Origin of the sequence: Yersinia enterocolitica (genome assembly GCA_002082245.2) — a bacterium.
In the GTDB taxonomy this organism is placed as follows: domain Bacteria; phylum Pseudomonadota; class Gammaproteobacteria; order Enterobacterales; family Enterobacteriaceae; genus Yersinia; species Yersinia enterocolitica_E.
In genome coordinates this window covers 4,186,523-4,207,793 of sequence record NBTC02000002.1, presented here as the reverse complement: position 1 = coordinate 4,207,793, position 21,271 = coordinate 4,186,523, and the positions used below count along the sequence as shown (strand labels likewise).

Genomic DNA, 21,271 nt, shown 5'->3' with positions numbered 1-21,271 from the left:
TCCCTGAATAGGCGTTAAGATGACTCACCCGGATTGAGATAATGTTGTTGTTTAAGATGACGTATCAGCACCCGGCCTTCCGGCATAAATGCCGTGCCGTAACGCACCAGTCCTAGCCCTTTCAGTTCCGCCTCAATGGCATACTCCAGATGGCCAGGAGCGGATTGTGGCAGTAGCAGCACGTTGATACTTTTCAACCGTGGCTCATATTTTAGCAACGTGGCTGAGAGCGTAGTCAGCAGCGCGTGCGCACTGCCCGGCAATCCCTGTAGGATCTCGCTCATATCCGGCAGACCATAATCGGGCAGATGACTGAGTGTACCGGCGCGGCAGTTGAGAATGCGCTGCATATTGTCGAGCACCGAGAGAATGACCTGGTTAGCTTCACTGACCTGATGTAGTTCAAGCCCGCCAGTGAAATTGCCCAGCAATTGCTCATACAGTGACGGCGAGGAGGCGTCCGGCATTACTTTGTCTCCGCCCGCAATGTCAGGCTGTTATTACCCAATTCAAGGGTCCGAGGCTTATCGGGATGCAGGTCGTCCAGCGTCAGAATCAGACGCCAGTGATCTTTGGCCATATCTGGATGGCGGAACAGCGCTACCACCGCCACAAACCGGGTATCTTTTTCCATCGGCATATCCAATGTTACCGCACCGCCCGGTTTCACTATCACGCTGCGGCTGGCCAGCAGGTCATCTTTAAGTGCCGCCTCCCCGTCGCTCGCCAGTTGTTGATACACCGTTTTTAAGAAGGTTTTATCATCACGTAACTGATAAACCCGCACCATCACCGGCTCCGATGACGAGTTCGCTTCGTGCTCATCGGTATTCAGAGCCTCACGGGCGGTAAAATCCAAATGCAGTACCTTTATCTGCTTATAAAACAGTGATTTTGTGGCCGATACGGTGCCATCAGTCACTGCTTGCGTCAGCCCACAGCCACTGAGCAATAAAACCAATGCTGAGATGCAGATTTTATTTTTCCAGGCGGCCCAAGTTTTATTTTTCGAAGTACAGATTTTATTTTTCGAAGTAATAGCTAACACGTCGGTTTCCTTCTTGGTATTTCTGTGGAGTCAGTCCACTGTAGTGTCCCAGCTCCACGGTATAGTATTCAGGTATATCGTCTGACAGCGTATCGTCATCCAGCCCCAGCACCCCGGTCAGTCCCAATCTTACCGGCGTCTCATCCAACACCAACGCCGGCAGCAACCGTGTTGCGACAGTCAGTTGAATACAGGCTCGATAGCGCCAGCCCAGATACACCCGCAACAGCACCAGAAAATCGGTATACAGCGGGCCATCCGGTAACCAGTCACCGGCCTCGTCGCGGTCTGCCGTCTGCAGAGAAATCAGTAACTGACTGTTGGCATCGATGGCCTCATCGCCCAGTACGGTGTAACCGTCCAGCCAGTTGCCCCCTTCGTCGGCAAATGTCATCTGTGAGGTCAGACGAACCGTACGCAGGCAATGGGGCGTCACATCAGCCTGCGTAAAGGGGGCCAGCAGTCGGACCAGTGCCTGTACCCCTTCGGCAGTTCGCCCCGGTTGACGCATCACCCCCAGCAGGGCCAGAAAGCGTGATGTCGGGGTGGCAAAATGCTGCTGCGAACCTGGAATACCCATGCCAATCAGCCCCAACAGGCTTTGGGAGGTGCTATCTTTGCCGCCCGACTCAAAAGTGGCCGGATAGGAATATTTGCGCCAAATGCGATAAAACTGCGTCATAAAACGATGGTTGAAAATATCGAGGAACCCTTCCAGCGCCTCATGCCCTTCGCGCTGCTGGGTGATATCGTCGATATAGGCTGTCGGCAGTGGCGAATCCACACCGTACAACCCCATAAAGGTGGTGCGCGCCGTCAGCGGGGCATCAGGCTGCGCCGGATCAGTTTCCAGCGCCTTCAGCTCACTGACCGGGAACCCCATGCCCGGATGCGGACGAAAGCGCACCGGATCATCCGCTGGGCTATTGGTACTCCCCAGCGGCAAGGTTCCCGGTTGTTGCTCCAGCAACTGACAGAAGCGGTAAAAATTGATCTGTCCGATATCCCGCTTAAGCCGAGTGATCAGCCGGGAATGCGGGTCGTGTGATTCTCTTCCCATTCCAAACGTTCTCCTGTCGGTTGCAGTATCAGAGTCAGACGATTAAACAGATGAATATCGGTATACAGGGAAAAGAAGCGACTGAGCATTTCCCCGAACAGACAAATATCCCCGGTACCGGTAAAGCCGTTGCTGTCGAGAGTGATTTCAATGTGCACCCCGCGCAACAGATAGCCCCGCTCAAAGCGTTCAATCTCGCTATGTTTAACCTCGGCGATAGCCTCCAGTCGACGTCGGTTCATTTCGTTGTCCGTCCAGTCATACAGCGCCAGCGTTCCGCGCAGCACTTCAGCGTTATCCATCATCCACAAAAAACTGCTACCCAGATGGCTCAGTACCCGCCAATGAAAACGGTCACGGTTGGGCGGATAGCACGGCAACGAAGGCGCCGACAGATTACGCACCCGAACCTGGGCACCGGTAGACTTCACCACAGTATCCAGTACCGTGCTTTGTAGCGCTTTACGCGGTAACTGCCCATTGGTGCCGGTCAGGCTCAGTGACAAGTTTTCATTATCCGGTACGCTGTGGTTATCAAACGCCTCCCCCCCCAGCACCAACCAGGTATCGTGTAATCCCGAAGGCCCGCGTTTGACCCGCGTATGGTAGTAATACTCAGGCGCATCATGGCGCAACATTCCGCCCTTGTGGCGGAAACTGGTGAAAGGGACATAGACCTGATGCCCACTATGGCGGGAAGAAATCACTGAATCTACCGAATAAATTTCGGTATAGCCGTCCTGAATGCGCATCGGGCGCAGCTGATATTCAGTCTGTAATGAAGAGAGCGACAGTGGGTCAGATTCCAGCGGGAACAGGTTAATCACCGGCACACAATGCAGGCGCAGATTCTTTTCGGAGAATGAAAAATCATGTTCCCAGCGTTTTTCCAGCACCACATCAATCTCAAACCAGGGCAGTTCCGCTGGTAGTTCGACCCCCTCCAACCCCTTCAACGCAACAAACATAAACTTTTCGCGGAAGGTGAAATACTCCAGCAGGAGCTGATAACCACTGAACGCGCTGTCTGCCTTCGGCCACAAGGTATCCTTCTCACCGAACCCCAGCGGGGCAAAATAGCCGTCCAGCGGCTGGCGATCAGCCTGCCCCGGCAGACGGATCCAGAGTTTGGCGGTATTCAGGGTCAGCGCCTCATGCAGGGCGCAAGCCAGTGGCGCATCGGCATCAAAATAGAGCGGCAGGCGGCTCAGGTTGATACGGCTCCAGTCGGCCAGTGCGCTGCAATCAAAGCGCAGCCGGATAACCGATCGGCCATCTGGTTCGCTGTCCAATTCGGCACGGCGTAGTGTCAGCGGGAGTAAGTCCATATCCTGCGTGGTGGTGTAGCGACAGCGGGTTTCACGCTCCCCAATGGGGCGGGAAAGCACTTCAAAACCTTTGCTCACCCCCATACGCTCTTTCATCCCCTGCCATTGTGGGGTGAACTCCACAATAGAAAGCGACGGAATGGTACGCAGGTAGTGCGGCCACAGCAGGCTGACCAACCCTTCAGTCAGCTCCGGCAGGTCGTCATCCAGTTTTTCCCGCAGTCGGCCCATCAGGAAGGCAAAGCCTTCAAACAGACGTTCCACATAGGGGTCATGCGCCCCGACTTTATCCAGATTTAATCCGGCAGCCCGATCAGGGTGCGCACGAGCAAACTCTTCGCCCGCTTCGCGTAGGTAGCGCATTTCGGCGTCAAAATAACGCAGGGTTAAGTCATCCATAATGATATTTTTCATTGTGCTAATGGAAAGGGTGAAATACAGGAAAACAGTGTTTCAGAAATGGCGTGGAGCAAGGAAAAACACGTTTTTTATGCAATATTTTTCTTTTCGGTTATCCGCATAATACGGCCGCACGGGCCGGGTCAAGGGCAATAAGCCCACTGAGCAGGCTTTCCATTTCGACATGCAGGCGGGTTTTGTCACTGTCGCTGCGTTGTGCTTTCATCCGCAGCAGCTTCAGACTTCGGGCTTTGACTTCAAACGCCAGCCCCGGCTCCCACTGCGGCAAGGTTAGCAATGCGCCGCTGCTATCAAGGTCAATCAACAGATGCAGTGCCATATCGTTCTTGCCGTACTGCTCCGCCACGCGGGCCATCACCAAACGCAGCAGCCACTGATGGCGGGCAGTGGTAATACCCGGACGGGATTGCAACCAGTTAAGTGCGGCTTCAATCCCTTCACTGTCCGCCTGAGCCAGAGCTTCTGGCTCCAGCAACAGAATGCCATCTTCACCGGATGACACCACGGCAGCAGGCTCGCTGCCCCAGCCCGACACCGACTCCAGCACCTGCTGGTTTATCCACCCCAGCGTCACCTCATCAGCAAACGGCGTGCCGTCACTCCAGCATAGCCCTTCCAGCCCTGGTAGCCGGGTCAGTAACAGACGTAAATCCTGGGTGATACAAGCTGCCCAGCCATCGAATGGGGCTCCCGCTTTACTGAGTGCCTGATGCAGATACCACTGCACATCGAGCCAGAAATGGTTGACCCCTTCGGCAAATATCGATTCCGCCTGTTCCAACAACTCCAGCCAGTTTTGTTGCAGATAAAGACGCTTGAGCAGCGCGCGATATTCCGGGCGCGGCGGTACCAGTCTGGTTCGTCCACTCACATCCAACGGCGGTGACTGGTGTACCGTATCCCAGCGCACGCTCTTGATAAGATGATGCCCAGAGAGCCATCCCTGCGGCTGGTTACGCAGGTATTTTGCTAACGTTTTAGCCTGGTCGAGCAGGTCACGCCCCGACTGGACTGGCCGCAACTCCGGTGAAACCATAGCAGTCTGGCCCTGACTCCCTGCCGATGATGACCCGCTGCTGTTTTGTGGCACCACCGCATTCGGTCCACCGGACTGCGCCAGACGATGTTCCAAGGCAAGATACAATCCACCAAACTGCGGACGGGATGCGTCATCCCAGCAGCTAAGGCTCTGTTCGATTAACGCCAGTGCGCCAACGATGCGTGCAAAATCCGCATTATCCACTTCAGGATAGAGCGACAAACTGTCCAGCACGCGAGAACTCGATAGCCATTCCAGCGCAGTTTTCCGACTGGCTGCGCGCAACGGATGCAGGGTTTCACCAAAACGGCTGATAAGCCCGGCCAGCAGTGCCAGTCCATCCGCCAGCCCAGCCTCGCCATCACGGTGTAAACGCGCCCAAATGTAATAGGTTGCCACCCGCACATCTTTGCCATGCAGGGTTAACAGTTTTTCTGCCAGCTCGCTGGCTAACGTGGTATCAGCACCTGAGAGTTTATTGACCTCTTCACGCATCTGCTGGAAGTCGTCATTGTAACTGAGGTCTTCTCCACTGTGCTGGTCAGTCGTCACCGGCTGCAACCAGCGCTCCCAAAGTGTAACCTGTTGTTCTGCCTTTAATAACAGTGAATCAGGGGCCGCGGCACAGGCAGTGATCAGGGTATTTAACGTCGCCATCATGGCTCCTGTTGGTCAATATCAGGGGGTGACAAAAGAGATTAATCCTCTGCCATATCCTCATCATCGGTCCGATCAGATGCCGCTGGAGGGGCGTTCTGTATCAGAAAAATTTGCGCAGGCAGGGTGAAGTTACGCAGTTGCAGCAGACCTAATGGGCCTTTGCCCAGCTCGGTGCGTAATATCCATTGCAGTGATTGGTTATCCATGGTGGTGAAGGTCAGTTGATAACGCCCTTCATCCAGCTTTTTCTGTTTTGCCTGTTCCAGCCAGCGGATCAATCCCCATGTCCCCTGATAATCACCGTATAAACGGGCCCCGGAATTCACGCCAGTCCAGGTCAATAGCGTGCCGGGTTTGTAGGTATCACCCGGCCAGCGGAAACTCTGCCAACTTTCCATCTGGTTGAAATAATGCAATTTCTGTCCATCAATCGCTAAATTGGTTTCCACCACATTCGGAACTGGACGTGCCAGTAGCTCAAAGCGCAGCCCCTGACTGCCGTCAGTGAACAGAATATCGGAGACTTGACTCAGTTGATTAATGGCCGCCAGAAAGTCCGGGTTAAACGTTAGCCCCTGGCTGTTCACTTTACTCGGAACCCAGCGTGTCCCTTCTTTATGCAGCACGCCACCCAGCTCACGGGTCAGGAAGCTGTCGATACGCCCGCTATCCTTACGAATAAATTCGGCCAGCATCGGCAGTGAAGCATCGCTTTTACTGGCGGCAAACGGGTAACGCCCGTCAAAGGCTGATTTCCAATTGGCCACCACCGCGTTTTTCCACTGGTCGTTAAGGCTGGCCGACGAAGGTTGCAACACGGTCTCCCACGCCTGAGTCAGCGGCTGAACAAACATCGTCTGCCCAAAACTGCTCCATTCCTCTCCCAGACTGGCGGCAATCAGGCTGCCGTACTCCTGCGTGTCCGTCAGGTCGACACTTTTCCCTTGGAAAACGGTCTGGGCCAGTACCTGAGTCATCTCTTGTGGGTTCGAGGCATTAACCACTTGCTGGAGCTTAAGCCGTACCCTAGTCACGCGGGTGAGTAACGTTTGCAGGCTCAGCGAGCTGTCGGACGACATCCTGTTTTGTGCATCACCTTTGCCCATCAATGCCAACAGCGGGCCAAAAGTCTCGTCCAGCGGGCCTACTGGCCCATCGGCACTCTGGTCAATGGCCGGGGTCTGATCTTTATGCATCAGCGCCTTGGCGGACTTCACCAGAGAATCCGATAACGCCTGATTCTGCTGCCCAGTCTGTCCTTGCCACGCCAGCGTGTTCATCAGCGCAATCAGCGGCGACTGGCGTACATCACTCATCAGCGTCAGTTGGTCAATCACATCCGACAAGTTATGCGCCTCATTCCAGTGCAAACTGTTGAGAAAACTCAGCCAACTCCCAGCAAAATCGGTGAAATAACGTTCCGTCAGCCGCTTTTTCAACGCTTCCGGTGAAATGTCTTCTGATACCGCACGGCGGTTATCACTCAATACCCAGTCAATTTCTTCGCGACGGGAGGCCACCGTTTTATCTATTGCCTGCTGAATTTGCTCATCCCAGGCCTTGCGGGTAAACATACCGGGCACAGATTCCGAGGTCTGGAACAGACGCTGAGCATCAGTGTCGCCGGTCATGTCCGTCAGCGTCATGTCGGCATAGTTGCGACGCACCGATAGCAGCATGTTTTCATACAGCGTACTTTCTGCATTGCGCTGACCAATCTGCCCCAGCAAGACCTGCCGTACCTGGCTTACCAACCCGGTATCCGGTTTAATTTTCCAGTCCGGCTGAGCAGGCAGATTTTGCGCATAAAATTGCCATAAGTCTGGGGCCAGACTCTGCCACAGACCAGGAGACACACCGGCACGCGCAGGCTCGGTGGTCTGCATCACCTGTGCATAAAATGCAGCATCGGCTTTTTCCGGGCGTGACATCATCAAATAGGCCTTTAACTGGTCATAGCCTGTTTTTGCCAGTGCCGCACGTTGCGGGCTGTTAGCCGGCAGTTCCGCCAGTTCACTGAGTTTCTGATGCAGGCTTTGCGCGGTGGCATCCCTAAGAATGCGGTTGTTGGCCTGGCCATACCACGGCATCAGGACCTCAAGCAGCGGCGCATTATGATCCAGGCCAAAGCGCTGATACCAAGGTGCCCCCTGCGCCACGCGAGATTGTAAGCGCCCGATATCATTGCGCAGGGCTTGTAGGGCCATGAGTTGCTGGTCAGAGACCGCTTGCGACTGCGCCAGTTGCTGTGCCTGCTGCGCGGCAGAGACCATTTGGTGACGGTTGACCGCAAATGACACCACACTGCCCACGCCCCACAGCACTATCAGTGCCAGCAAGCTGTAGCACAATGTCTGCTCCCACGGCAGCCCGACACGGCGTCCACGGGCAGAACGACAGTCATCCAGTACCCCCTGCCAGCGGTCAGATGCAGTCCAGTTTTTCTCGTGCACACGCGCCGCCGATGTTGATACCGCCGGCAAACTGAACATCAACCCACGCAGGGGAATACGCGTCGCATACTCGGTAAACCACGGTGTCAGGCGCTGCCGCCAGCGGGTGGCGTCACCCTGCTCCAGCGACTGCGCCAGGCGCAACAAAAAATCGTGGTGTGGTTCGACAGAGAGCTGCTGCATCCCCTGCTCACGTAACTGAGGCAACAGAGAGCGCAGTTGAAGCTCAACCGCCTCTGGCGTGGCTTTCGCTGGGAACACCACCCCGACTGGCTGCTCCACCCGCGTATCCTGAGCCCACTCGCTGTCGCAGACCTGCCACAGATATACCGGTGGTTGATAACGCAAGGTTGCACCCATTTTTTCCAGGGTTCGCAGGCCGTTGTCCATCCACTGTGGAGTGCCACTCTGCGCGGCGGTTATCGCCCAAACAATGCCATCAAACGGGCGGCCACGGCGCAGTTTACGCCACTCACTCAGCCCCGCTTCATCAGCCGAATTTTGCACGCTACCACCGTGGATCAGCACCGTACGCTGCCCTTCCAACCAGCCCTGTTCCGCCAGTTGCGGTGCCAATGCGGCGATTTCGTCAGGTTCACCCACCACCATCAGCAGCCGGACTTTGTAGCGCCAGAACAGACCGTAACGGCGGCGCAGACGGGTTTTTAGCTTAATGGATTCAGAGTAGGGTGTTTTCTGTCGAGTGGCTTTAAGGGTACGTTTGGGGCCCTGAACTTTATCTTTGATGAGCTGACGGGCGGCAATAAAACCTAATGTCAGTACGCTCAGCGAGATAATCCAGATAAAGAGACATATCATCACCAGATTGCGCACTACATTCCAGTCGGTAGATTTTTGCTCCCCCCAGAACCACCATGCCAGCCCTCCCAGAAAGATGACCAGCGTCAGCGTAGTGATAAAGATAACAACGGTAAGGGCCACTGATATTTCAGTAGGCTTATTTTCCTGATCCATAGGGTTTAACAATTCCAAGCGCGAGTGTGTGATTAGGATCGCGAGCCAGCCAGCCACAAGGCATTGCATGGTGTTCCGCGAAGAAGGCGGCAAGCGTTTGAGCCACCATCGATTCAATCTCAGCAAGCTCACCCCAGTTGAGATCCTGAACATGCTGAGTCACATTCCACCCCGTTTCGTTCAGGTCAGGAATAGGGGGTTGTGAAAATAAAAAGCTGGTATCGGGGGGCTGAGTTAATTCACTTTGATCTAATGCTCGCTGGGCAACAGCGACGATACTCTCATCAGGGGAAGGGTTATAAACCTCTCCACGCGAGAATTGCACTTTACCTGTCTGGCCCAGTAGCCACAAAACAGCGGCTTCCCCAGCCGGTAATCGGCTTTCATGTGAAGCCGGGAGTGAGCAGCATCCCGCACAGAGAAAGAAAGACTCAGGTGCCGAATGCGTAAGCTCATCAATGATTTCTGTCATGCTTTCCTCACCTCGCCACACGACAGGGTGCGCGGGTAACACGACGTCGGGAAAGGACAAGGCCATTTGTGTGGAAAAAACTAACCAGGACGCCACTGAACCTGACCAGTAACAACGCAGCGGCGTTATTGCCAGTGGCCCCTGATGCTGCTCGCGCCATTGTAATACCAGGGTTTTCGCCAGATGCTTTTCTCTTTCCGTGATATCGACGGCAAACGAGTGCAGTAAGCGCAGTGCCTTGCCACCGGACTCAATACGGACGTCCGGTTGACGGTGATCGCGGTTAATCAGCCGTTGCCACTGGGTTAACGTTGTTCCGGCCGGCCCGATTAAGACCGCCTCGGTCAACGCGATATGCTGGCAGTGCCGCGCCCACCATTGCTGCTGAACCTGTTTCACTTCATGGTGATATAACTGCGCGTTATGCGTCGCCATGCGATAAAACAGGACGCGTAGCCCCCAGACCAACGCACTTAGCACGGTAATAAAGCCAATCACCATGACCACCTGGCCGTACCCTGCTTCCGGGTGACGTAGCAGTGCAGCGATACCGCCGGTCAGCAATAACACGGTTGCCCCGGTAGCCAGCCAGCGTTTACCTGTCGGTGGTCGGGCATGACGGTAAGCGGGAAAGGTTGGCTGGGGTCTCATTGCTCTATCCCAACATCGGGGAAAGAACTCACCAGCGTGCAGCCACAGGCGCAGCGGTGCCCGTGTAACGCGACAGGCTGCCCGTCAACCTCTGAGATGGCACTGCCTTCCACAATGCGGGTCATACCATGGCGGTGACACAGGGCTGCATCTCCTTTGCAGGCGATACCTTTACCAAAGCACTGGTAATGCCCCCCCAACACTTTGCCACCGTATTCCCGCAGGCTATCGCCCTGTCGTATGATATTTTTCATGGTTTAACTCCTGACTACGACGTCAGTAATGACTCCGCCTGTGCCCAGCGCGAGGCAATCATTGTTTTTGCCTGTTCGAGCTGTTGTTCACCGAGGAGCTCTTTCTGCAGACTGGCCACGGCACCAGGTACCTGCGTGAATGCCGTCAACAGATCGGCTTCCGGCAGCATGGGAAGTGGCTCTCCGGTAATTAAATCCAGCGCTTTGGCTTCCAGAGCCATCACACTCGCGGTACCTGCCAGTCCTGACAATTTTCCCGCCAGTTTTTTCTGTTTAAAGCTAAAGATGACTCCGCCAACCAACGTGGCCACACCCACCACATTGCCCGCAATGGTCAGCAGTGACAGTTCTTTATTGCAGTTGTCGCCGAAGTAGACCATTCGGTCGCGGAAATAGCCGCCCCAGGGCTCGCGGCTACCAAAGGTGGCGTGCAGGAACCACGCACGGGAGTCATGAACTTGGTCGTCATATAAGTCACGAAGTAAACCACTGGGTTGCTCGGCATTGCTCGCTTCCCCCTGCGGCGGGAACAGCACCTTGACATGCGCGTCGCCATCGGCTTTCATCCGTTTGAATTCTGCCCGCTCGTCATCGGTATTGATCAGGAAAATGGCCGTTTGTGGGATTTTATCCAGCACCAACTGCCAGGTACTGGTCAGGCTGCGTGATTCGCCACGATAGTCATGACCAAACTCCTGAGCGGCTTCAGCCAATTGTGTCTGGGCGATATCCGGGTCAAAATCCTTCACCCCCGGTGGCAGGGGTTTGGACGGTTCACCCTCTCGCTGTTTTGCCAACTGGTCTTTGCGTTCTCTTTCTATCTTGGCTTGATCGGCATCCCGTTTCGCTTGGGAAGCCTTACGGTCTGCCGGGTACTTATCTTTATCGGTTGCATCTAGATAGAAACGGGTCTTTTTCAGCGTATCACCGGCATAACGGTTAATACGCCAGGCAGTGATCCACCCCATCTGGTTATTCACCGCTTTTTCAAGCGTGACGCTGGCACGCACCGGTTCAAACTGTGCAGCCTGTTCAGCGGTTAACTCTTGTGTGGCTGGTGGCAGATTTAGCGTGACCTCACGCCAGGCGTTGAAGCGATTGATGAGGTCTGGGGCAACGACAAATTGTTTACCTAGATCAAAAGGCATTCCTCGCCAATCATCTTGAGATAAATTTTTAGGCACAGCCTCTTTTGGAACCTTTAATGGCGCTCCCACAGCGAAAGCTGCAGCATACATTTCATGTAACGCAATCTGTGATAATAAAATCCCATCATGTTTTTCATTTGCCTTGCCCTGATCGCCGGGAGGATAACCACCACCTAAATCGGAATGCATACCTGGATAAACCACTTCCACGCTGTTGGATGGGTATTTGCCGTCGGTATGGCGGATAGAGTCCAGCGGGAAGCATAACCGCTGTTCATTAGACGAAATCAGATGCACACAACGTTTGATAAATCCGCCATAGGTGGCCTCATCGGGCAGTTCCTGAGTACCGTCGGCCCAGGCCATATGCCCTTCGGCAACCGGTGCCACATGGGCAATACCCACCGATGCTACCGTATCCAATAGACCAAGGAACTCGACACTCAGTGGGATTTTTAAATCATTTATCGCCAGACATTGTTCCGGCTGCAGGCCTTCGGCTTCTGGTTTTGGCAACAACTCACTCAGCCAGCGGACAAATGCGCGCGCCTCGGCGGCGCCACGGGAAAAACCGTATACATAGAGTTTAATACCCAGCAGTTTCGGCTTGCCCGGCTCCGCCGGTGCCAACGCAGTGCGCAGCTTCGATTCAAGCTGTTTGAGCTGCTTACTGAACTCTTCGTAGCGGTTATGTGACCCACCGAACCCAAGGGACGCCCAGGAGGTATTCATTCCTTTTATCGCCAACAGGCAAGCGCTGTCATCCAGCTTGCCCATACCCATGGTCCGCATCAGGGCATCAATCAGCCGCAACAACCCCCAGTTGATCCGGTCTTCTCCGTAGCGTGCCCCCGCCAGCCCGGTCATACTGTATTCAAGGTCATTAATCTCGGGGAATGGGGTACCAACGCCGGGAATATAGTATTTGAAATATTTTTTGCTGATGCTGTCGCTGCTATCCAGCGGTTCTTTTTCTGCACCCCCGGCATAGCCGGTGCCGATGGTGGCACGGAACAGCCGGGCAATATTGGTCGGGTGTTTAGGGTCGGACAAATACTGGTCGTTGTTAAGGTTATTGCCGGTACCGTCGAAGAACAGGCTGATATGCAAGGTGTTACAGCATGGCGGTTCGACCCGCCGGTCTGCGGCCAGGCACAGCTCCTGCCGATAGGCACGCTCCTGACTGTCCTGCTGATGGCAGTTTTTCCCCACCAGTGCCGCCTGGGTCGGTAACCGCCCTTGAGCCGGAAATTGCGCCGGATACCAGGCAATATCCTTTTCTGTGCTTATTTCGGACATACTTTAGGCTCCGGCATCTTCAACGGTTCTTTAATCGGGTAATTAGGGCTGTTGTAGGTGGCACAGGAGGTGGTGACTTTTACCTCATCACAAGGCATAAAGTGCACCGTGATACCGCAGGTTTTTTGCCCAGTATAATCGGGTACAGGCACAACCTTGCTATGCTGACGGTTTTGAGACGTCATTTTTTTTTCCCATTCCAGATACTTATCCCACTTGTCATAACCTGGAAACCCGTCCATATCACCCACCCCTGTTTCCCAATCAACTCTGACCGTCATTCCCGGTCGCCATGGCCCAGAGACGCCATAACAGCAACCGCCGCCACCGCCCTGATAAGGGCCGATAATGTCGATGCCCGACTGGCCATCGACGCTGAAGTTATTAATAGCCCAATGAGTGTGATTGATGGCTTCGATGGTGCCGCCCCCGCCGCCCTGTGCTTCAGCGCCGGGCTGGGTACATGCTGAGAGCAGAAAAAGCCCCGCCAGCAGGCTGAATTTGTTGAGTTTCATGTCACTGTTCCTTCCGTTGAGGTAAGACTGATGAATACACGTGGCTTAGGATTTACCGCTCGCCAAGAAATCAGGAAATCATAAACGCTGTTTTATCAATTAGTTAAGGGATAAGTCGTTAACCGAGAGACTTATTTCGGACATACTTTAGGCTCCGGCATCTTCAGCGGTTCTTTAATCGGGTAATTAGGACTGTTGTAGGTGGCACAGGAAGTGGTAACTTTTACCTCGTCACAAGGCATAAAATGTACTGTGATACCGCAGGTTTCTTGCCCGGTATAGTCGGGCACAGGTACCACTTTGCTATGCTGCCGGTTATTGGCACTCATTTTTTTTCCCATGCCAAATACTTAGCATCATCACCGAACCCTGGAAATCCCTTCATACTGCTTTCACCACTTTCCCAGTCAATTCTGACTGTCATTCCCGGTCGCCATGGCCCCGGTACACCATAGCAGCAACCGCCGCCCCCTCCCTGATAAGGGCCGATGGCATCAATGCCGGACTGACCATCAACACTGAAGTTGTTGATGGCCCAATGGGTGTGGTTGATGGCTTCGATGGTACCGCCCCCGCCGCCCTGTGCTTCAGCGCCGGGCTGGGTACATGCTGAGAGCAGAAAAAGCCCTGCCAGCAGGCTGAATTTGTCGAGTTTCATGTCACTGTTCCTTCCGTTGAGGTAAGACTGATGAACAACACGTGGCTTAGGATTTACCGCTCACCAAGAAATCAGGAAATCATAAGCACCGTTTTATCAGTAGGTTAATAGGATGAAGAGTCCTCTGGGATACTTATTTCGGACAGTCTTTTGGCTCCGGCATCTTCAGCGGCTCTTTAATTGGGTAGTTAGGGCTGTTGTAGGTGGCACAGGAAGTGGTGACTTTTACCTCGTCACAAGGCATAAAGTGTACCGTGATACCGCAGGTTTTTTGCCCGGTGTAATCAGGTACGGGTACGATTTTGCTATGCTGACGATTATGGGCTTTCATTTTTTTTTCCCATTCTAAATACTTATCCCATTCGTCAAAACCTGGAGCACCTTTTGAGCCACCCATCCCGGTCTCCCAGTCAACTCTGACCGTCATTCCCGGTCGCCACTGCCCCGGTACACCATAGCAACACCCGCCACCGCCTCCCTGATAAGGGCCGATAATATCGATGCCCGACTGACCGTCGACACTGAAGTTATTGATAGCCCAATGGGTGTGGTTGATGGCTTCGATGGTACCGCCCCCGCCGCCCTGTGCTTCAGCTCCGGGCTGGGTACATGCTGAGAGCAGAAAAAGCCCCGCCAGCAGGCTGAATTTGTTGAGTTTCATGTCACTGTTCCCAAGAGGCGTTGCTTGACGAAATCCTCCCTTTCGTCATCCATCAATAACCCTGCCTCCGTGGCCGCCATCATTCCCTCGTAACAAACAGAGAACAATGTTTCCTGCCCCATTGTTAAGGTATCTGGAACAGTGAGGTGTCTGAGTAATAGGTTCACGTCACAGACACACATTAAATTTTCCAGTTGCCTGTCGTCGAGGATCAGCATAGATATCTCCTCCTCACGTTTGAGCAATGCGCCATTCCCTGCGATTTGACGGGGTTGGCTATCTCTGTCCAGCCAGCTCCAAAAAATAGCCGGGCGCAGAAGATGAGCTTGCTGGTTGGCATCGAGAATATGCGAAAATAGCAAAGGAAAAATCCGGGAGTCATAGAACCGAAAAATCCCCTCCTGGCTGCCACAGACCACGTTAGTACAGCGAGTTAAGTAATCAGCGAGACTGGCGAAGGGCCAGACCGAACAGAGCATTAATAATTGCCCTGTCCCGGCTAACTGCATGGCCAATTCAATCATCCATTGCCGCTGTAGCGTATTGTCGAGATCGATACGGATCAACAACGGCGCATCCTCCAAAAGTATTTCTTCAGGAAGGTCTTTAAACAGAGAGTCCCATTGAATGGCAGTTTCAAAGTTTGTGAGTGTCGGGAGCAACGAAAAGTCACTTCCCGCCTGATCGATAATCATATCGATGTGTTTTATTTTTAAATCGCTACAGGATGACTCAATTAATTCAACCCACTTAATAACCTGCTCGTTATTCATTGTTATGCGCTCCTTGGCACAAAGCCTTGCGCGAGTGCCTGTGCCTTTTTAAGGCACTCTTTACACACCGAATTGGGTAATTCTGGCAATGGGAAATCCTGGCTCGCCGGGGACTCCATTTTATGCATCCCTTTGAGGCTTAATAGTCCTGGCCCGTGGATTTCAATTTCACCCTGTGGTGTTAAACGGATATATGCCCCACCGCACCCCAGTGTAATGCCGTTCTTGGCGGTCAATTGCAGATGCCCTTGAGTTGACTGGACAGTGACATCTTTTAATGCTGTCAGGGAAAGTACATCGCCGTGTGACTCAACTTCTAATGGCCCTTTGCCTGAGACCAGCCGCATCCCTTCCTGTTGTGAAAGCAGAGAAACCGCTTGGGAGGCATTTGCCGAAAATCGCTGAGAGCTGGTCAGGTTTATTTCCCCCTGACTTTGCAGATACATTGCTTTGCCACTTTGCAGCAACAGACTTTCTGGCGTAACCGCGCCAATACCTTGTGGCGCACTCATCAGCAAGACAGGACCTTTAAGCTGGGTTGAGTCAGTCAAAAGCTGCTTCAAACTGCTGTTCTCTGGCGGGAAATTATGATGCGTCTGAGTAATGCTTCCCCATTCCGTCATCTGGTTTAGTGCACCTTTCATCAGACTGATAGGTTGCGCCATCTCCAGCACCTGCCCCTGAGCTTTGGCCTGACCGTCGGCACTGATAAAGAGGCCCTTTTCTGCACGCAATGCACCAAAACTGTCGGTACGCAGCTCAAAACCTTCACCCCGTGGCTGTTTCTCGTTATCAACCAAATGCCCCAGATTCAGTTGGCTTTTGCCGCCGTATTCGGTGCTGAGCTTGATGTGCTCTTTACCCCGTTCATCCTCAAGGCGCAGTTTGTTATTCGACGGAGTACGCAGTACGTTGCGTTTGTAATTGCTGATGGTGACATGGTCGCCGTGCGCCGAGTCGTGCAACACAGAGGCAATATACGGCCGGTCCGGGTTGCCATCCTCAAACGCAATCGCCACTTCGGTGCCCGCCAGCAGCGGCAGGTGCAGACCGTAGGTGTCACCCGCATACGGTCGAGCCTGACGAACCCACAAGCTTTCGTAACCCGACTCCCAACTGTCACGGTCGAACATCAGGTTGACACGGTAGCGCCCGTCTTTGTCGATATGACCATAAGTGTCGTTCGCCGTGGTACTGGTCACCCGCGCCGGCAAGGTCCCGGCCATGGTCGGCTTGCGGATAAGTGCTGGACGGAAGCAATAATCTTCGGAGTAAGGGATGGCCTCAAAATGCACTTCATAGCTGCGGTCACGGCGGGCATAGCTGGTGATGCGGGTGATTATCACCCCTTTACCAAACTGTGCCGGCACATCGTTTCCGGTGACTTTCAGTTCCTGACCCGGCCCCAGTGTCGCCGCATTGGCTACCCCCGAAAAGCGCGCCTGATTGTTCAGGTAACGTTCATGGCGCAGGCGGGCATAAAACGCCCCACTTTCACTTTCCGGCTCACGCCCTTCGCTGCCTGCGGTCAGGTAGTTATCGGCGTAATGATAAGCTTCGCCGTAGGTGGTGGTATCACCCCGAGTGATATCGGCCCCGGCCGTCATATCGGCAGTGGCGGTGCGGTAGTTGTAATCGCCGGTACTGACCGATTTTTCAACCACCTGATGAGCACTGGACAAGTCCCAGACCGACTCCACGCCGCTGTCGTGCATTCCCGAAGGTGGCACCGCTTGTAGCGTCAGCCCTGGCGGGTAAAAACGTTGGTCGTCGTAAAACTCCACCACATCAATATTAAGCTTGGGGTCAGCGGTAAAACGAAACCAGATCCCCACTTCCGCCAGCAGGCGGCTGATAAAGGTCAGGTCATCTTCGCCGTATTGCATCACCTGCTCGCGGCGCGGATATTCACGGGCCAGCGTGAAGACAAAATCCTGACCGCGCATGTCATGGCGCTCACGCAGAATTTTTTCCACAATCTGCGGCACCGACATGTCCTGATAAATCCCGTTCTGATGGCTGCGCGACAACAAAGCCAACCGCGGTTGCAGACTCAGTTCGTAACGGCATTCATCTTTTGAAGCAGACAGGCGTTTAAATCCGGTCACCACGCCGTGGATCACCCGCTGGGTCTGCTGAACCGTCACGCCAAAGGCTTCGGCCACCGGGGCCGCCAATGTCAGTGACGCGTCCTGCATCAGCATCGTGGCCGGGTCAATCGCCTTGTCTGCGCTGGTGAATTGAATGTCGTAACAGAACGGCTGGCTTAAACTTTCGTGACCTTCAAAGCCCAGTACATCAACAGAGGCCGTGCTGTCGCGGGCCACCAGTTTGTGGTGGCTATGGTCAAACCGAATAGCAGGGAGAGAGGTATTCATTTTTCGCCTCCTTCAAATTCAAGGGTAATGCCGTCGGCTTCATCCCAGCCCAAGGTCAGCGAGGTGGTGCGCTGTTGCTCACTCATGCGGCTTAACAGTTGTTGGCTCAGCACCGGTAAAATCTGCTGATTGAGCAGGCTATCGATGTTGCGCGCGCCAGTGTCCGGCAGCAGGCAGGCGGCGACTAGCGTGTCGTACAGGCTTTCTTCAATCGAGCAGTGCAAGCCGTAATGTTTGTTCAGGCGTTTAGCGACCTGTGCCAGTTTCATCTCGACGATGGTACGCAACGCGGTGGCATCCAGTGGGCGGTAGATCAGGGTCTGGAAGCGGGCCAGCAAGGCGGGCTGGAAGTGGTCACGTAGGATCGGGCGCAGCAGTTCATGCAGATCGCTATGGGTCGCTTCCGGTTGTTCATCCAGTAACTGCATCAGATGATCACTGCCCAGATTGGCGGTCATCAGGATCACGGTGTTACGAAAATCAATTTCGCGCCCTTCACCGTCGCGCATAAAGCCACGGTCAAATACCTGATAGAACAGGTTAATGACATCAGCGTGCGCTTTCTCAACTTCGTCAAGCAGCACCACGCTGTACGGGCGCTTGCGCACCGCCTCGGTCAGAATGCCGCCCTGACCGTAACCGACATAGCCCGGTGGCGAACCTTTCAACTGAGAAACGGTGTGCGCCTCCTGATATTCAGACATGTTGATGGTGATCAGCGATTTCTCGCCACCGAACAGTGTGTCGGCCAGTGCCAGCGCAGTCTCGGTTTTGCCCACCCCACTGGGGCCAACCAGCAGGAACACCCCCAGCGGGCCATTTTCGGACGTCAGGCCGGTTTTGGCGGCGCGCAGGCGTTGTGCCATCTCAACCAGCGCCGCATCCTGACCGACCACGCGGGTCGCGAGGTGGTTTTCCAGTTGCAATAAATCGGTCTGTTCGTCTTTCAGCAGGCTGCTCAACGGCACGCCGGTCCAATCGGCGATAACCGTTGCCACCGTGCGCACATCAACATCCAGCGACAGCAGCGGCGCATTACCCTGAATCTGACTTAACTCTTCCTGCAACCTGGCCAGATGTGCCGCGTTGGCGATATCCTGACGCGCGTCGATAATCAGGGCGGTGAGGCGTTTCTCTGCTGCATATTGCTGTTCAAGCGTTTGCTGCCCAACCAGCAGTTCTGCGCGGCGTTGCTCAATCTCAGATAAGCGGGTTGAACCGATACTCGGCAGCAGGAGCAAATCCTGTTCGATGGCCTGTTGCTCCATCGCCAATGCAGCCAGTTCGGCGTTAATTTCCATCAGCGCTTCGGGTAGCGTGTCGATGCTCATGCGCACGCGGGCACCGGCAGTATCGAGCAGGTCCACCGCTTTATCCGGCAGTTGGCGACCGGTCAGGAAGCGCCGCGACAGGGTAACCGCAGCGGTAATAGCAGAATCCAGAATATGCACGCCGTGGTGCTGGGCGTAGCGGCCCTTTAAGCCGCGCAGCATCAGGCTGGCTTTGGCGTCGTCCGGCTCGTCAACTTTCACCATCTGGAAGCGGCGTTCTAATGCGGCATCACGCTCAAAATACTGTTTGTACTCCGACCAGGTGGTGGCAGCGATGGTGCGCAACTCGCCACGCGCCAGTGCCGGTTTCAGCAGGTTGGCGGCATCTGCGCCACCGGCCTGATTACCGGCACCGATGATGGTGTGGGCTTCGTCGATAAACAGCAACACCGGTGTTGGCGATTGTTGTACCGCCTCGATAACATTTTTCAGCCGCTGCTCGAACTCACCTTTGACCCCAGCCCCGGCTTGCAACAGGCCCAAGTCCAGGGTGCGCAGGCTGACGGTTTTCAGGCTATCCGGCACGTTACCTTCGGCAATGCGCAGCGCCAGCCCTTCAACCAAGGCGGTTTTACCCACACCCGGTTCACCGACCAGAATCGGGTTGTTTTTACGGCGGCGCGACAGGATGTCGACCATCTGGCGGATCTCGCTGTCGCGACCAAAAATCGGGTCAATCTGCCCGGTTTTCGCTTTAGCAGTAACATCGAGGGTAAATTTATCCAGCGCCGCTTGCAGGGCGTCATTGAGTTGCGGCTGGCCACTGATAGAGGTAGTAGTCGCTGCCTCATTGGTCAGATTGACCGGGCTGTCTGCCAGTGCCGCAGCCTGCTGAACCTCGGGACGTTCGTCGGATTGGCTGTCCAGCAAAGGTAACAGGCGGTGTAACTGGGTGGTGCTCAGGCTGAGCAACGGCCAGGCGGCATCGGCGGCCAATAATGATGGCGAATTTATCAGAGCAGATAACAGATGGGCGGAACGCACCGCATCAGCATTTTCCTGCAACGAGGCATCCAGCCAGGCACTTTTGATCAGTTGCTGTAACGCGGCTGACAACTGAGGTTTGCCCTGCACCGTGCGCGGCAAAGTATCCAGATGGGCCAGCAACCCCTGCCACAGGCTGTCCATGTCCCACTCATAACGACGGGCAATCACCGTAATATCGCCTTCACCCTGTTCCAGCAGTTTCAACAACCAATGTTCAACGGTTATCTCGGCATGGGCACGGGTCTGACACAGGGTTGCAGCACCGGCCAGTGCCTGCGCGCAATAGGGATTTAACCGACGTAATAAGTGTGCTGAATGCGTTGTCATAAATTCTCTTCCTTGTATGCGAAACCTGATACGTTAGCCGGTTTCACTGGCGTTATTGTCGCCGTCAGTTTGAACACGGACAGCGCGCAAGGCCCGGAGCGTACACGCAGTACGTGATGGCCCGAGCACTGCCCAGGTGCAAAATGGCAAGTAAAATAGCCAGATGAAGCTGGCGTCGGGCACGCTACCGCCCATAGCCATAAACCAAGGCCCATAAGGTCATCTGATAAAATGTGTGTGCGTTTGGCTGAATACCGATACCCCGATACTGAGCTAAAAACACAAAAAGCAGACGGCGAACCGCCTGCTGTAAGATCTTACGCAGTGGTACGTTCGTTCCAGGAATCGGAATGAATGATGTTGCCGTCTTTGTAAGTCCAGGTGATTTTTTCGTAACGCAGCTCAATGGCTTCGAGGTGATTGTGTTTCTCTTTGGCCGGATCCTTGATGTCGTGCATCTTCGGTGCCACTTTCACCAGTTTCACGTTCTCAAGCTTGGTATTGAAATATTCCACTTCCTGGCCCGCATCGTTAATGCGATACCATTTGAACTCAGCGGATTTCAGGGTCTGGCCGGTGGTTACCGCTTTGTACAGGTACGGGCTGGAAGAATCGATTTCCTTGGTGAACAGGAACGGGGTATGGATACGGGTGCCGGTCAGCTTGCCCGTGTTGTTGTCTGTCGGGATATACAGGTTATGTTCCTGTGCCACGATCTCAATACTGCCTTCGCGATCTTTAACATCTACGGAACCTTTAATGTCCGCGCCGCCATCATCTTTCAGCCACAGATAGACTGGAATTGCCATGGGTTACTTCTCCATTTCTAGGTTA

At 54.3% G+C, this 21,271-nt stretch carries 15 protein-coding genes and 2 pseudogenes; all 17 read right to left on the bottom strand.

The window, feature by feature from the left end; genetic code table 11:
* Positions 1 to 14: 14 nt before the first annotated feature.
* A complete protein-coding gene (locus A6J66_020590; protein ID PNM26345.1) occupies positions 15 to 467 on the bottom strand; it encodes a type VI secretion system baseplate subunit TssE in 453 nt (150 codons plus the stop codon).
* Positions 467 to 1,048: a type VI secretion system lipoprotein TssJ gene (locus tag A6J66_020585; protein PNM26344.1), complete on the bottom strand. Its 582-nt coding sequence runs from the start codon at positions 1,046 to 1,048 to the stop codon at positions 467 to 469. The genes A6J66_020590 and A6J66_020585 overlap by 1 nt, the downstream gene beginning before the upstream one ends.
* Complete coding sequence (locus A6J66_020580) at positions 1,023 to 2,108, bottom strand: type VI secretion system baseplate subunit TssG (protein PNM26343.1); 1,086 nt, start codon at positions 2,106 to 2,108, stop codon at positions 1,023 to 1,025. The genes A6J66_020585 and A6J66_020580 overlap by 26 nt, the downstream gene beginning before the upstream one ends.
* Positions 2,072 to 3,835 carry a type VI secretion system baseplate subunit TssF gene (gene vasA / locus A6J66_020575; protein ID PNM26342.1) on the bottom strand — a complete coding sequence of 588 codons (1,764 nt, stop codon included), beginning with the start codon at positions 3,833 to 3,835 and terminating at the stop codon, positions 2,072 to 2,074. Before vasA ends, A6J66_020580 begins: the two co-directional genes overlap by 37 nt.
* A gap of 112 nt (positions 3,836 to 3,947) precedes the next feature.
* Positions 3,948 to 5,552, bottom strand: a complete 1,605-nt coding sequence (locus tag A6J66_020570; protein ID PNM26341.1) for a type VI secretion system protein TssA — start codon at positions 5,550 to 5,552, stop codon at positions 3,948 to 3,950.
* A gap of 41 nt (positions 5,553 to 5,593) precedes the next feature.
* Complete coding sequence (locus A6J66_020565; protein ID PNM27101.1) at positions 5,594 to 8,191, bottom strand: type VI secretion protein VasK; 2,598 nt, start codon at positions 8,189 to 8,191, stop codon at positions 5,594 to 5,596.
* Positions 8,192 to 8,966: 775 nt separating this feature from the next.
* Positions 8,967 to 10,106 carry a hypothetical protein gene (locus A6J66_020560; protein ID PNM26340.1) on the bottom strand — a complete coding sequence of 380 codons (1,140 nt, stop codon included), beginning with the start codon at positions 10,104 to 10,106 and terminating at the stop codon, positions 8,967 to 8,969.
* The gene (locus tag A6J66_020555) at positions 10,103 to 10,360 is read right to left on the bottom strand and encodes a PAAR domain-containing protein (GenBank protein PNM26339.1); all 258 of its coding nucleotides are present in this window, start codon (positions 10,358 to 10,360) and stop codon (positions 10,103 to 10,105) included. Before A6J66_020555 ends, A6J66_020560 begins: the two co-directional genes overlap by 4 nt.
* Positions 10,361 to 10,374: 14 nt before the next feature.
* On the bottom strand, positions 10,375 to 12,807 hold the full coding sequence (locus A6J66_020550) for a hypothetical protein (protein ID PNM26338.1): 2,433 nt from the start codon (positions 12,805 to 12,807) through the stop codon (positions 10,375 to 10,377).
* Positions 12,795 to 13,322 (bottom strand): DUF3304 domain-containing protein, encoded by a 528-nt coding sequence (locus A6J66_020545; GenBank protein ID PNM26337.1) that lies wholly within the window; start codon positions 13,320 to 13,322, stop codon positions 12,795 to 12,797. Before A6J66_020545 ends, A6J66_020550 begins: the two co-directional genes overlap by 13 nt.
* Positions 13,323 to 13,453: 131 nt before the next feature.
* A pseudogene (locus A6J66_020540) lies at positions 13,454 to 13,980 on the bottom strand (hypothetical protein).
* Positions 13,981 to 14,113: 133 nt separating this feature from the next.
* On the bottom strand, positions 14,114 to 14,641 hold the full coding sequence (locus tag A6J66_020535) for a DUF3304 domain-containing protein (GenBank protein PNM26336.1): 528 nt from the start codon (positions 14,639 to 14,641) through the stop codon (positions 14,114 to 14,116).
* Positions 14,638 to 15,414 (bottom strand): DUF4123 domain-containing protein, encoded by a 777-nt coding sequence (locus A6J66_020530; protein ID PNM26335.1) that lies wholly within the window; start codon positions 15,412 to 15,414, stop codon positions 14,638 to 14,640. Before A6J66_020530 ends, A6J66_020535 begins: the two co-directional genes overlap by 4 nt.
* Before the next feature lie 2 nt (positions 15,415 to 15,416).
* A complete protein-coding gene (locus tag A6J66_020525; GenBank protein PNM26334.1) occupies positions 15,417 to 17,792 on the bottom strand; it encodes a type VI secretion system tip protein VgrG in 2,376 nt (791 codons plus the stop codon).
* Positions 17,789 to 20,437: a type VI secretion system ATPase TssH gene (gene clpV, locus A6J66_020520; protein ID PNM26333.1), complete on the bottom strand. Its 2,649-nt coding sequence runs from the start codon at positions 20,435 to 20,437 to the stop codon at positions 17,789 to 17,791. Before clpV ends, A6J66_020525 begins: the two co-directional genes overlap by 4 nt.
* Positions 20,434 to 20,600 (bottom strand): annotated as a pseudogene (locus tag A6J66_020515) (L-asparaginase). Before A6J66_020515 ends, clpV begins: the two are co-directional and overlap by 4 nt.
* Positions 20,601 to 20,754: 154 nt before the next feature.
* Positions 20,755 to 21,246, bottom strand: coding sequence for a type VI secretion system tube protein Hcp (locus A6J66_020510; protein ID PNM26332.1), 492 nt, complete (start codon positions 21,244 to 21,246; stop codon positions 20,755 to 20,757).
* Between the last annotated feature and the right edge of the window lie 25 nt (positions 21,247 to 21,271).

Excerpts from the sequence above, each read along its gene's own strand:
- A6J66_020590 (PNM26345.1), bottom strand. The coding sequence starts at position 467 with ATGCCGGACGCCTCCTCGCCGTCACTGTATGAGCAATTGCTGGGCAAT.
- A6J66_020580 (PNM26343.1), bottom strand. The coding sequence starts at position 2,108 with ATGGGAAGAGAATCACACGACCCGCATTCCCGGCTGATCACTCGGCTT.
- vasA (PNM26342.1), bottom strand. The coding sequence starts at position 3,835 with ATGGATGACTTAACCCTGCGTTATTTTGACGCCGAAATGCGCTACCTA.
- A6J66_020570 (PNM26341.1), bottom strand. The coding sequence starts at position 5,552 with ATGGCGACGTTAAATACCCTGATCACTGCCTGTGCCGCGGCCCCTGAT.
- A6J66_020565 (PNM27101.1), bottom strand. The coding sequence starts at position 8,191 with ATGCAGCAGCTCTCTGTCGAACCACACCACGATTTTTTGTTGCGCCTG.
- A6J66_020560 (PNM26340.1), bottom strand. The coding sequence starts at position 10,106 with ATGAGACCCCAGCCAACCTTTCCCGCTTACCGTCATGCCCGACCACCG.
- A6J66_020555 (PNM26339.1), bottom strand. The coding sequence starts at position 10,360 with ATGAAAAATATCATACGACAGGGCGATAGCCTGCGGGAATACGGTGGC.
- A6J66_020550 (PNM26338.1), bottom strand. The coding sequence starts at position 12,807 with ATGTCCGAAATAAGCACAGAAAAGGATATTGCCTGGTATCCGGCGCAA.
- A6J66_020545 (PNM26337.1), bottom strand. The coding sequence starts at position 13,322 with ATGAAACTCAACAAATTCAGCCTGCTGGCGGGGCTTTTTCTGCTCTCA.
- A6J66_020535 (PNM26336.1), bottom strand. The coding sequence starts at position 14,641 with ATGAAACTCAACAAATTCAGCCTGCTGGCGGGGCTTTTTCTGCTCTCA.
- A6J66_020530 (PNM26335.1), bottom strand. The coding sequence starts at position 15,414 with ATGAATAACGAGCAGGTTATTAAGTGGGTTGAATTAATTGAGTCATCC.
- A6J66_020525 (PNM26334.1), bottom strand. The coding sequence starts at position 17,792 with ATGAATACCTCTCTCCCTGCTATTCGGTTTGACCATAGCCACCACAAA.
- clpV (PNM26333.1), bottom strand. The coding sequence starts at position 20,437 with ATGACAACGCATTCAGCACACTTATTACGTCGGTTAAATCCCTATTGC.
- A6J66_020510 (PNM26332.1), bottom strand. The coding sequence starts at position 21,246 with ATGGCAATTCCAGTCTATCTGTGGCTGAAAGATGATGGCGGCGCGGAC.